This window comes from Thermosipho sp. 1070, from assembly GCF_001682135.1.
GTDB classification, from domain to species: domain Bacteria; phylum Thermotogota; class Thermotogae; order Thermotogales; family Fervidobacteriaceae; genus Thermosipho; species Thermosipho affectus.
Genome location: NZ_CP007121.1, coordinates 334,141 through 346,174, shown reverse-complemented (window position 1 = coordinate 346,174; position 12,034 = coordinate 334,141). Strand labels below are relative to the sequence as shown.

At 33.2% G+C, this 12,034-nt stretch carries 16 protein-coding genes; 14 read left to right on the top strand and 2 right to left on the bottom strand.

The window, feature by feature from the left end:
• The first annotated feature begins 6 nt into the window (after window positions 1-6).
• From Y592_RS01690 to Y592_RS01655, 8 genes are all read left to right on the top strand, one after another.
• Window positions 7-228 carry a 4Fe-4S dicluster domain-containing protein gene (locus Y592_RS01690; RefSeq protein WP_075665346.1) on the top strand — a complete coding sequence of 74 codons (222 nt, stop codon included), beginning with the start codon at window positions 7-9 and terminating at the stop codon, window positions 226-228.
• A 12-nt stretch (window positions 229-240) separates the two neighbouring features.
• Complete coding sequence (locus Y592_RS01685) at window positions 241-1,299, top strand: 3-methyl-2-oxobutanoate dehydrogenase subunit VorB (protein ID WP_075665345.1); 1,059 nt, start codon at window positions 241-243, stop codon at window positions 1,297-1,299.
• Between the two features lie 5 nt (window positions 1,300-1,304).
• A complete protein-coding gene (locus tag Y592_RS01680) occupies window positions 1,305-2,057 on the top strand; it encodes a thiamine pyrophosphate-dependent enzyme (RefSeq protein ID WP_075665344.1) in 753 nt (250 codons plus the stop codon).
• Entirely contained in the window at window positions 2,054-2,593 is a 540-nt protein-coding gene (locus tag Y592_RS01675; protein WP_075665343.1) for a 2-oxoacid:acceptor oxidoreductase family protein, read from the top strand. Before Y592_RS01680 ends, Y592_RS01675 begins: the two co-directional genes overlap by 4 nt.
• A 148-nt stretch (window positions 2,594-2,741) precedes the next feature.
• Window positions 2,742-3,605 (top strand): YicC/YloC family endoribonuclease, encoded by an 864-nt coding sequence (locus Y592_RS01670; RefSeq protein ID WP_075666678.1) that lies wholly within the window; start codon window positions 2,742-2,744, stop codon window positions 3,603-3,605.
• A gap of 16 nt (window positions 3,606-3,621) precedes the next feature.
• Window positions 3,622-3,906 (top strand): DUF370 domain-containing protein, encoded by a 285-nt coding sequence (locus Y592_RS01665; protein ID WP_012056339.1) that lies wholly within the window; start codon window positions 3,622-3,624, stop codon window positions 3,904-3,906.
• A 1-nt stretch (window position 3,907) separates the two neighbouring features.
• Window positions 3,908-4,540, top strand: a complete 633-nt coding sequence (gene gmk / locus Y592_RS01660) for a guanylate kinase (protein WP_075665342.1) — start codon at window positions 3,908-3,910, stop codon at window positions 4,538-4,540.
• Complete coding sequence (locus Y592_RS01655; protein ID WP_075665341.1) at window positions 4,524-4,751, top strand: DNA-directed RNA polymerase subunit omega; 228 nt, start codon at window positions 4,524-4,526, stop codon at window positions 4,749-4,751. The genes gmk and Y592_RS01655 overlap by 17 nt, the downstream gene beginning before the upstream one ends.
• Before the next feature lie 20 nt (window positions 4,752-4,771).
• Here the strand turns inward: Y592_RS01655 and Y592_RS01650 are convergent, their stop codons facing one another.
• Together Y592_RS01650 and Y592_RS01645 are read right to left on the bottom strand one after the other, a co-directional pair.
• A complete protein-coding gene (locus Y592_RS01650; RefSeq protein ID WP_075665340.1) occupies window positions 4,772-5,776 on the bottom strand; it encodes a M42 family metallopeptidase in 1,005 nt (334 codons plus the stop codon).
• The gene (locus tag Y592_RS01645) at window positions 5,776-6,801 is read right to left on the bottom strand and encodes a M20/M25/M40 family metallo-hydrolase (protein WP_077287141.1); all 1,026 of its coding nucleotides are present in this window, start codon (window positions 6,799-6,801) and stop codon (window positions 5,776-5,778) included. The genes Y592_RS01650 and Y592_RS01645 overlap by 1 nt, the downstream gene beginning before the upstream one ends.
• Before the next feature lie 87 nt (window positions 6,802-6,888).
• On the opposite strand from Y592_RS01645, the gene Y592_RS01640 reads away from it, so the two are divergent.
• The 6 genes from Y592_RS01640 (at window position 6,889) to Y592_RS01615 (ending at window position 12,005) form a co-directional block, all read left to right on the top strand.
• Entirely contained in the window at window positions 6,889-7,830 is a 942-nt protein-coding gene (locus Y592_RS01640; protein ID WP_075665338.1) for a radical SAM/SPASM domain-containing protein, read from the top strand.
• Complete coding sequence (locus Y592_RS01635; RefSeq protein WP_075665337.1) at window positions 7,823-9,004, top strand: MFS transporter; 1,182 nt, start codon at window positions 7,823-7,825, stop codon at window positions 9,002-9,004. Before Y592_RS01640 ends, Y592_RS01635 begins: the two co-directional genes overlap by 8 nt.
• Before the next feature lie 55 nt (window positions 9,005-9,059).
• The gene (locus tag Y592_RS01630; protein ID WP_075665336.1) at window positions 9,060-9,479 is read left to right on the top strand and encodes an FKBP-type peptidyl-prolyl cis-trans isomerase; all 420 of its coding nucleotides are present in this window, start codon (window positions 9,060-9,062) and stop codon (window positions 9,477-9,479) included.
• Window positions 9,476-10,108, top strand: coding sequence for a PAQR family membrane homeostasis protein TrhA (gene trhA, locus Y592_RS01625; RefSeq protein WP_075665335.1), 633 nt, complete (start codon window positions 9,476-9,478; stop codon window positions 10,106-10,108). Before Y592_RS01630 ends, trhA begins: the two co-directional genes overlap by 4 nt.
• 125 nt (window positions 10,109-10,233) lie before the next feature.
• Window positions 10,234-10,740, top strand: a complete 507-nt coding sequence (locus Y592_RS01620; protein ID WP_075665334.1) for a transcription repressor NadR — start codon at window positions 10,234-10,236, stop codon at window positions 10,738-10,740.
• Entirely contained in the window at window positions 10,737-12,005 is a 1,269-nt protein-coding gene (locus tag Y592_RS01615) for an MFS transporter (RefSeq protein ID WP_075665333.1), read from the top strand. Before Y592_RS01620 ends, Y592_RS01615 begins: the two co-directional genes overlap by 4 nt.
• Window positions 12,006-12,034: the final 29 nt, after the last annotated feature.

The window sequence follows — 12,034 nt, the reverse complement described above, 5'->3', positions numbered from 1 at the left end:
GTTAAGATGCCTAAAGTAAAAGGATATATTGAAATTGATCAAGAAAGATGTAAAGGTTGTGGATTATGTATTGCCGCTTGTCCAACTAAAGTGATTGAGTTCTCAGAAGGATTTAATAGCAAAGGATACCACCCAGCTGAACCAAAACATTTAGAAAAATGTATAGCATGTGGTTTTTGTTATAGAATGTGTCCTGATGTATGTATAACAGTTTATAGGGAAGAGTGAGGAGGGAAAGATATGGAAAAAGTAATGGTAAAGGGAACAGAAGCAATTGGCGAAGCTGCTATCAGAGCAGGTTGTAGACATTTTTTTGGATATCCAATAACCCCTCAGAGTGAATTACCAGAGTATATGGCTAAAAGATTACCAGAAGTTGATGGAGTGTTTTTACAAACTGAAAGTGAAGTTGCAACGGTAAATATGTTGTATGGAGCAGCTTGTACTGGTAAGAGGGTGATGACTTCTACTTCATCACCTGGATTTAGTTTGATGATGGAAGGCGTCTCTTATATGGCATGTGCAAAGCTACCCGCAGTTTTTGTTAATGTTGTACGTGGTGGTCCGGGTCTTGGTGATATTCAACCAGCACAAGGTGATTATTGGCAAGCAACAAAAGGTGGAGGTCACGGAGATTATAGATTAATAGTGCTTGCACCTTCTACAGTTCAAGAAGCAGTAGATTTAACAGTACTTGCCTTTGATTTAGCGGATAAGTATAGAACTCCTGCGTTAATTTTGGCTGATGGTTTGTTGGGACAGATGATGGAGCCTGTTGAATTTCCAGAATTTAGGGATTTATCAACATTGCCAGACCATAGTGATTGGGCGTTAGTAGGGGCAAAAGGAAGGGAACCACATATAGTTACATCGTTTGATATTGATCCTTATAAATTGGAAAAGATGAACTTGGAATTAGTTGAAATATACAAGAAAATAGAAGAAAATGAAGTGAGATGGGAAGAATATAAAACAGAAGATGCAGAAATAATAATTACAGCGTTTGGAACAATTGGAAGAATAGCAAAGAGTGTTGTTGATATGGCGCGTAAAGATGGAATTAAGGTAGGATTATTTAGACCTATAACCGTATGGCCATTTCCATATAAACCTTTGGAGGAATTAGCAAATAAAGTGGATATGTTCTTTGATGTAGAAATGAACATGGGACAAATGTTAGAAGATGTAAAACTTGCCGTAAAGGACAAAAGACCTATAAAATTCTACTCGAGGATGGGTGGAGTAGTTCCAACACCAACTGAAATACTTAACGCACTTAAAGAGGAAATTAGGAGGTGATTGTAATGAAGAAAGTTCTTTATAAAATGCCGGAATCTCTGACGGGAAAAGAGTTTACATATTGTCCAGGATGTTATCATGGAATAATTCATAGATTAGTTGCAGAAGTTATCGATGAATTAGGTATACGTGAAAAAACACTTGTAGTATCCCCAATAGGATGTTCTGTATTTGCATATCAATTCTTTAATATGGATGGTACTATTGCACCACATGGAAGGGCACCAGCTGTTGCAACGGGCATGAAAAGGGCTAGACCGGATCTTTACGTTTTTACATACCAAGGTGATGGTGATTTAGCTGCTATAGGTACTGCTGAAATTATGCATGCAGCAAATAGAGGAGAAAAAATAACTACTATTTTTGTAAACAACGCTATCTATGGTATGACTGGTGGTCAGATGGCTCCAACAACATTGCTTGGTATGAAATCTACCACTACGCCATACGGTAGAAAGGCAGAAAATGATGGATATCCAATGCATATGTGTGAATTTTTAAAGGAAGCAAAAGGTGTAGCATATCTTGCAAGGACTAAAGTTAACACACCGCAAGATGTTGAAAAGACAAAAAAAGCAATAAAAAAGGCATTTTTGGCACAAGTAAAGGGACTTGGTTTTGGAATGGTGGAAGTATTGTCAACATGTCCAACCAACTGGGGAATTGATCCTATTTCCGCTGGAAAATGGTTAGAAGAGAATATGGTTCCAGAATATCCATTGGGAATTTTCGTGGATAAGGTTGGTGATGAAGAATGAGATTTATATTTGCTGGTTTTGGTGGACAGGGTGTAATGCTAATGGGACAAATTTTGGCATATGCTGGAATGATAGAGGGGAAAAATGTCACTTGGATGCCTTCATATGGTCCTGAAATGAGAGGTGGAACGGCAAATTGTACCGTTGTTGTTGAAGATAAAGAAGTTGCATCTCCGGTAGTTGATAAGTCTGAAGTTGTTGTAGCCATGAATATTCCATCTATGTTAAAGTTCCAAAACTTTGTTGAAAAAGATGGATATCTCTTTTTAAATGAATCTGTTATTGATAGAGAACCAGATAGAAAAGATGATATACATGTATTGAAAATTCCATGTAACGAGATAGCTGATAAATTGGGAAATTTAAAAGTGGCAAATATGGTTATGCTGGGTGCTGTTATTGGAGCAACGAATGTGGTTTCAAAAGAAAGCTTGTTTAAAGCACTTGAAAAGAAATTAACGGGAAAAAAAGCAAAATTAATAGATTTGAACATTAAGGCCATTGAAGAAGGTATTGCTATTTCTAAGCAACAGTAGGCGGATGAGATAAAGCCCTCATTATGGGACCCCAACGGGGTCCTGTCTTTTTTAATTTGGAATAAGATGGGTTGAAATAATAAAAAATCTTTTGAATTTTGTAAAAAATTGTGTATAATTATCTACAGGAGTGATTAAATTGAAAAGTATGACTGGTTATTCAAAATTGGAAAAAGTTTCTGAAAAATACAAGGTTTATTGTGAAATTAAAACCCTTAATTCAAAGGGGTTAGATATTTCGGTATCTATCCCTTATTATTTATCTTCAAAAGAAATAAGGATTAATCAGATAATTTCCAATTACTTGAAACGAGGAAAGGTACACTTGAGAATTGGTGTTAAATTTTTGGTCCCAATAAGTCTGAACGTGGATTTTGCCATGGCAAAATCTTATTTTGAAACCCTTGAGGGATTAAGGGAAAGTCTGGGAATACAAAATTTGTTGAGTTTGAGTGATTTGTTAATTTTCAGGGAGATTTTTAGAGGAGATCTAGATGATGAAGTTATAGAGGAATTGTGGGATTTTGTTAAAAATATTATTGTTGAAACTTTGGAAAAACTCGTTGAAGAGAGAAAAAAAGAAGGGGAAAAATTATTTGTTGATATCAATAAAATGGTATTGAGATTAAAGAAAATAGTGGAAAATATAAGCAAATTATCGCTTGATTTAAAAGAAGTAATTGCAAAAAAGATAAGGGAAAATGTTGAAGAAATTTTGCCCAATAATATAGAGATGGATGTGAATCAATTTGAAACAGCAGTTGCTCTTATAGCCGATAAAGCAGATATTAGGGAAGAAATATCGAGGTTAAATAGCCATATCGATAGAATGCAAGAGTTAATACTAAAAGATGAACCGGTCGGCACTCTATTGAATTTTTTAACACAAGAAGTACATAGGGAGTTTAATACTATACTTTCAAAGAGTAGAATGCTAGAAATAACGAACCTAGCTTTAGAAGGTAAATATGTTAACTCACAATTGAAAGAACAAATACAGAATATAGAATAATCTGGGAGGTGTAAATATGTTTGGTCTTATTAATATTGGTTTTGGAAATGTGATTGCTGGTGATAGGATAGTTGCTATAGTAAATCCAGAAAGTGCCCCTTTAAAAAGATTAAAAGAGGATGCAAAAGAAGAAGGAAAACTTATAGATGCAACGTATGGTAGAAAGACAAGGGCAATCCTTATATCAGATAGTAATCATATTATATTAAGTGCTATCCAACCAGAAACAATTGCACAAAGATTTATGCAATCTTTCTTTGAAATAGAAGAACAACTAGAAAGAATAAGAAGAAAGGGATAGTATGAAAGGAACTTTAATAGTTGTAAGTGGACCGTCAGGGGTCGGAAAAACAAGTATAATAAGTGCTTTGTTGAATAAATTGGATAAAGTGGTTTTTTCCGTATCATGTACGACACGGCCACCAAGGCCTGGAGAAATTGATGGTGTTGATTATTTTTTTATTTCAAAAGAAAAATTCATGGAAATGCGAGACAACGGAGAGTTTTTAGAATGGGCAAAAGTTCATGGGAATTTATACGGTACTCCTAAAGAATTTGTAGTTGAAAATATAAAAAAAGGTTATAGAATAATATTAGATATAGATGTACAAGGTGCATTGCAGGTAAAGAAAAATTTTGATGATGCGGTATTTGTTTTTGTAGCACCTCCTAGTTATGAGGTTTTAAGAGAGAGGTTGTTAAAGAGAGGTACGGAAAATAAGCAATCAATGTTAAAAAGACTTGAAAATGCGAAATGGGAAATGTCTCAAATCGATGCATTTGATTATTTGATTATAAATAACGACCTTGAAAAATCTATAGTTGCTATGAAGTCAATAGTTATAGCTGAATCCTATAAAACTAGGCGTATTTTAGACGAAAAATTAAGAATAAATTTGTTTAAAGGGGTGTTAAAAGATGAGACCAGTTATTAATTACGACAAGCTTTTGGAGAAAATACCGTATAAGTTTGCTATTCCCATTGCTGTTGCAAAAAGAGCGGAAAATTTAAAGGAATTTGCACATCCTTATGTTGAAACATGGGACAATAATTACGTGAGCATTGCCTTTAAGGAGCTAAGTGAAGGATATGTTAGAATCAAAAATGAAGAGATTTTGAAAGTGCTTATTCCAGAGGTGAAATAAATGGCTCCATTTGGAGCCATTTATTTTATAGGAGCATTCTCAAGGAATGTTTTTAATAATAAATACGTGTTTTTATAATCATTTAGATCAATGACTATTAATGGACTGTGTATATACCTTGAAGGTATAGAAATTACAGCTGCTGGTACACCATAGGCACTTCTTGCATATCTTGCGGCGTTAGTTCCTCCTGCTGTTCTTCTTTTGTATTGGAAGGGGATATTGTTTTCCTTTGCTGTATTTACCAATGTTTCAAATAATCTTTTATCTATTACATATCCAGAATGCATAAAAGTTAGAGCAGGACCATCTCCAATATGTGTAGCCCAAAGTTCTTTGTCAAGTTCTGGATTATCCCCTGCGGTAGTAGTCTCAATTGCTATTGCAAAGTCTGGTTTTATTTGTTCAACTACAACAGCAGCACCCCTTAACCCAGTTTCTTCCTGAACACTGAAGACAAAGTATAAGTCATATTCTGACTTTATGTTGTCTTCAATGAGATCTATTAATATACTACATCCACCTCTGTCATCAAATGCTTTTCCAGTTGCGAAATTGTTTATTTCTTTGTATTTTGTGGTAAATGATGCATAATCTCCTATTTTTACTTTTTTTTCAGCTTCCTTTTTTGACGAAAACCCCGCATCAATTCTTAATTGTGAAAATTCGGGGGTTTTTAGTGGATTATCTTGCAAATGTATGGCTTTAAATCCTATAACTCCTATTATTTCATCATTAATTATCACTTTTTTTCCAATTGCAACCCTGGGATCTATGCCGCCAACTGGCATAAAAGATAGAGTGCCATCTTCGTTTATATTTGTTATCATAAATCCTACTTCATCCATGTGTGCATCTAATACTACTTTTGTCTTTCCATTTCCCTTTTTTAAAGCAATGAGATTTCCAAGGTTATCAACCCAAAATTTATCAACTTTATCTTTTATCTTTTCAATTATAAATTCCCTAACTTTATGTTCATTACCAGATACTCCGTTAATTTCTGAAAGTTCTTTAAGATACATTATTGCACCTCCAATTCAGAGATAGTAAATGCCATGAGTTTTGATATTTTTTCTACATCATCTATGGAAATTTTTTCGTATGGTGTGTGCATATATTTAAGTGGTATAGATAGTAACTGTGTTTTTATACCCTTTCTGGTTAGTTGTACTTCGTCTGTATCTGTACCGCTTCTACGTGGGATAGGTTCAAATTGAATAGGAATTCCATATTCTTTTGCTGTATTTTGTACCAATTCGTTGAATTTTTTATCTACTACTGGTCCTATTGCAACTACTGGACCTTTGTTTATCTCTATTTTTTCAAAGCCAGGAATATTTTCATTACCGTGTGTTACATCAATTACAAATGCATAATCTAAATCCGAAAAATACGCTGCAGTAGGTGCACCTGGACCACCTATTTCTTCTTGAGTTGAAAAGATAAAATATACGTCAACTTCGTGTTTTATTTTTTGCAATAATGATGCTGTTTTGATTAGAGAAACACAACTTGCCCTGTTGTCGAGTGCTGGAGCAAATACGTAGTTATTTTGTTCAAAGCCTTCTATTTCATCCAAAACAACTAAGTCACCAACTGAGATCTCTTTCCAATCTTTATTGATACTTATATCTAAAAACAGATAATTAAATGTTGGTACTTTTCCTCTTTCTTCTTTTTTTTGCAAATGGGGTGCTAAAAAACCAAATATACCATCAAATGTTTTGTTTTTTCTAGATATAATCTTTGCACGTTGCCCAATTACCACTTTTGGATCCCAACCGCCTATTGGTGAAACATAGGCAAAACCTTTTTCATCTATTTTTGAAATAACAAATCCCAGTTGATCAACATGTGCAAATAATCCAACTTTTCCCTTTCCCTTTCCCTTTCCTTTTTTTACACATACTAAGCTTCCGAGTTTTGTTTTGAAGATTTCATCGGAAAAATCTTTCATTATTTCTTCAATAGTATTAACAGCATTTGATTCAAAGCCCGATGGTCCTGGAATTGATGTCAATTTTATAATTAATTCTTTTGTATCCACTTTATCCCTCCTTTAATTTTTCTAACAAGATTTTATCACAATTTTAAAGAATTTGGTATATACTAATAAAAAGAAAGGAGGAGAGATATGAGAAGACCAAAGATTGTTGAATTTGAACTTACCACAGCTTGTAACTATGCGTGTAAACATTGTTATTGTAATGCGGGGAAAAAGTCAAAAGTAGAACTTTCAATTGAACAGGTTAAACACGTACTTGATGAATTAAAAAGTGCACATGTAGAAACAGTAGATTTGATTGGTGGAGAACCTTTGGTAAGACCTGATATTTACGAAATAATTGAATATGCTGTTGGTATTGGACTAGATGTGATGTTAAATACAAATGCATCCCTTGCAAGTAAAGAAGTTGTAAAAAAAATAAAAAAGATTTATCCACAACTTAAAGTGGGAATTTCCTTTGATGGAAGTTTGCCAGATATACACGAATTTATACGTGGAAAAGGAACTTTTGATAAAACTTACAAAGGTTTTATGAACTTTGTAGAAGCAGGTTTTGACGTTACAATCTTGCATGTTATCAACAAAAAAAACTATTTGTACTTTGAAGATATGATAAATTTTGCTAAAAAGCATCGTGTTTCACTATATGTAGATAGATTTGTTCCAGTTGGAAGGGGACAATTGTACAAAAAAATTTTAACACCAAATAAGAAAGAGATAGAATATGTAAGACACTTGATTGAAAAGCACAAGAATAGTATTAATTTTTACGTTGAAGAAAATATTTCAGGAGGGTTATGTTCTGCTGGGAGGACTCATGCATCGGTATTGGTAGACGGTACTGTTGTACCTTGTGGGCATTTTAGATACGATAAAGAATATTACATGGGAAATTTGAATGAAAAATCTTTTGAAGAAATATGGAAAAGTTACGATCCAGATGTTTTATTGGATGCTTGTAAAGCATGTAGTATGTTTAAAAGGTGTTTTGGTGGTTGTAGGGCTTTTGCGAAAAATATGGATTTAAAATATGATCCTATTTTTTGCGAGGTTGAGAGTAATGATTAAAAAAGACAAACAATTTAGAAAATTTCAAGCGTATGGTTTTTTGAAGAATCTACGTTTCTTTGAACCGTTTTTTATATTGGCTTTTTTGTCTGCAGGTTTAAATTATTTTCAAATTGGTGTACTTTATACGATAAGGAGTTTAGCAACAAATATCTTGGAAGTTCCAACGGGAGTATTTGCAGATTTATACGGTAGAAGAAAATCCATGATTTTTTCCATGATTTCTTATATAATTTCATTTCTCGTATTTTACTTTTTTAAATCCTTTCTTCTTTTTGTTGTTGCTATGATTTTTTTCTCATTTGGTGAGGCATTTAGAACAGGGACACACAAGGCTATGATTTTCCAGTATTTGAAATTGAACAATATGGAGGATTTAAAAGTTCAGTATTATGGAGCAACTCGCGCTGCGTCACAATTGGGTTCTGCTTTAAACTCTTTGCTTGCGGCAGTTATTGTCTTTTTTAGTGGGGATTACAAATTAATTTTTCTTTTGGCAGTTATACCTTATGTTGTTAATCTCGTAAATCTCTCTACTTATCCTAAAGACCTTGATTTTTCATCTAAGAAGTCAAAAAAGGAAACTTTGAAGGATTTTTGGGGAGCTATCTCAAACTGGAAGACTCTAAAATTACTTTTAAATGCCACGAGTTACTCTGCAATATTTAAAAGTTTAAAGGATTATTTACAACCAGTTATTGAGTCATTTGCCTTAACTATTCCCATTTTTTTGGGAGTATCAAAGGAAAAGAGAACATCTGTTTTGGTGGGAATAATTTATTTTGGACTTTATATACTTACTTCAATGGCATCGAGAAATTCCTGGAAGTTTAAGAAGGGATTAAATTTAACGCTCTTTTTGGGTGCGATAACCGTGATTTTAATAGGTATTTCGTATGTATATAAATTGTATTTTCTCTCTATTATTTTCTTTTTCTTTTTGTACATTTTGGAGAATATCAGAAGACCTATTGCTGTGTCGTATATTAGTGAAAAATCGGAGGCCCTTGCATCTGTATTATCGGTTGAATCTCAAGTAAAAACATTTTTAAGTGCTATGTTTTCATTTTTGATGGGGTTTTTGAGTAATGAATATGGAATTGGAGTAGGAATAATGGTACTAGGAGCTATTTTATTAGTGTTCTCACAAATCTTTAAATGTAAAGATTTGTAAAATTTCTTTTGTGATGTATAATTAAGTAGTACTTTTAATTTTGTGAGGTGGTATTATGGGTATAAAAAAAGGAGATAAGGTATTGGTACATTATGTGGGAAGATTTGAAGATGGAGAAATTTTTGATAGTTCAGAAGGAAAAGAACCATTACAATTTGTAGTTGGGGAAAGACAGGTTATTCCTGGTTTTGAGGAACAAATTATTGGTATGGAGGTAGGCGAAAAAAAGACAATAAATGTTCCCTATGATAAGGCTTATGGAGAATATAGAGAAGATTTGGTTTTCCCCGTTGAAAAGGAAAAATTACCAGAAGATGTACAAGTGGGTCAATTTTTTGAAGTACATCAACCAGATGGTGGAACTTTTGTTGTTAGAGTTTCAGAAGTTAATGAAGATAAGATTATGCTCGATGCCAATCATCCTTTAGCGGGTAAAAATTTAATATTCGACATTGAAATAGTTTCCATATTATGAAAAATATAGAGAAATATTCATTGGGTGAGGAAATAGCAAATGCAATAACCCATGGAATAGGGACTTTGATAGCATTATTTGGGCTTGTTTGGTTGATAGTGTATGCTTCGATGAGTGGTGGAGTACTAAAAATTGTTTCTTTTACAATATTTGGCGTTACGCTGTTTTTGCTTTATTTAATTTCTACATTGTATCATGGGATAAGTTATAGGAAGGCTAAGGCTATATTTGAAATAATGGATCATTCTGCTATTTTTTTACTAATTGCTGGAACTTATACTCCATTTTTATTGCTGGTTATTAGTGGAAGACTTGGATGGATTTTGTTTTCAATAATGTGGGTGCTTGCAACTATTGGCATTGTATTTAAAGTATTTTTTGTTAGAGAATATATGGTAATTTCTACACTTATTTACATTGCAATGGGATGGATGATAGTGTTTTTTATAAAAAATTTATGGGTCAATTTTAATGAGCGAGGAATAATTTTGTTGGTCTTAGGTGGTTTGGCCTATACAATTGGTACTATTTTCTATATGTATAGAAAGATAAAATTTCATCATATGATATGGCATCTGTTTGTAATTTTAGGTAGTATTTTCCATTATTTTGCAGTACTTTCAATTTGAAATAATTTTAATATGTAGGTTTGGCAAAATCCAGGTAAATAGATTCAGGGTAACCTGGATTTTTTTTGTGTACTGTATTTGACATTTGCTGTGTAAAAATGTAAACTAATAATTGAGGTGATAAAATGAAAGAAAGATTAAAAAAGATTTTGGTGATTTTATCTGAATCAAAAGGTCCCGTTAAAGGTAAGGATTTGGCGGAAATGTTGGGAGTTAGTCGGCAGATAATAGTTCAAGATATATCCGTTTTAAAGACAAAAGGGCACAAGATTTTTTCAACAAGAGATGGTTATATTCTAGAAAAGAAAAAAGATTTTATCAGAAAGATGATTGCCGTAAAGCATTCTGAGGACGAGATTTACGATGAACTTTTGAAAGTTGTAAAAGCTGGAGGAAAGGTAATAGATGTTATAGTTGAGCATCCTCTTTACGGTGAAATTAATGGTAGGCTTGATATTGCAACACTGGATGACGTTGCAAAGTTTATGGCCCTTATGAAGAGTTCAAATGCAACTCCGCTTTTAAAATTATCCGGAGGTGTTCACATACATACTATAGAAGCTCCAAATAAAGAGGTTATGGAAAAGATATTAGAAGCTTTAAAGGATTATCTTTTGGAGGTGAAAAAGTGAAAATCGATCAAGTCATTGATAGTGTAGTTTCAAAAGAAAAACAAAGAAATCTCTTAATTTTGACTTCTTTAATATGGATAGTAGGCTCTGCTGGTGTTATGGTTATGCCATTTGTCCTTCCGAATTTAATTTCAGAATGGCAACTTTCAAAAACCATGGCAAGTTCTCTTGTTAGTGCAACCTTTTTAGGCATGCTTTTTGGTGCATTGTTGTCCGGTGTGATTTTGGATTACTTTGGCAGAAAGACCGGTACTATTTTTTACTTGTTAATTTCCGTGATTTTTACTGTATTGTTTGGTTTTTCAAAGGGATATTCAATAGCTTATTTATTGAGATTTTTATCTGGTTTTGGATATGGAGGACTTTTGCCTTCGGCGAATACTTATCTTTCTGAATTTACATCGATAAAACTTAGAGGAAGGTATTTAGTATATTTGGAAACCAGTTGGGCAATTGGAAGTATATTAATAGCACTTTTTGCGGTAACTTTTGGAGAAAGATTTGGATGGAGATGGAATTTTTATATTTTTTCATTAGGGTTGTTGATATTAATAGCACTTTTAAAAAATTCTGAAACTCCAAAGTATCTTTTTGAAAAAGATGGTATAAAAGCTTTAAAAGAGAGATATGGTGATGTTCCAGGTAGTATTGAAAGCGTGGAAAAGGTGAAAGTTACTTTTGGTGCTTTGTTTAGAAGTAGATACATTAAACAAACTATTTTGGTTATGATATCTTGGTTTGTCGTAAGCTTTGTGTATTACGCACTTTTTTCATGGGCACCTAGGGTTTTTGTGGAAAACCTTTCAATTACCATAACTAAAGCAAAATGGTATACATTTTTTGTATATCTTGCCCAATTGCCTGGGTATCTTTCTGTGGCGTATTTAATAGAAAAATGGGGAAGGAAAAAGACTTTATCCGTGTATTTTATAGGAATGGGACTTTCTTCGTTTTTCCTATTTCTTGCCTCTGGAAATATTACGTTTTTGTTTGTTGTTTTAGTTCTTTCGTTCTTTACTTTAGGAGTCTGGGGATTAGTATATGCGTACACCCCAGAGTTATTTCCCACCTCATTTAGAGGTACTGCAAATGGAGTAGCAGGTGTAATGGCAAGAGTTGCTGGAATAATAGCACCATACTTTACGGGATACTTTGTTGATAAATCCATAGTTGCCGCGCTTTCATATACTGCGATATTTTCAATTATTACAGGTCTATTAGTATTGATTCTTGGTGTGGAAACTAAAGATAAGCCAGTTGGATAATTTTGGGCATCTTATGATGCCCATTTTTT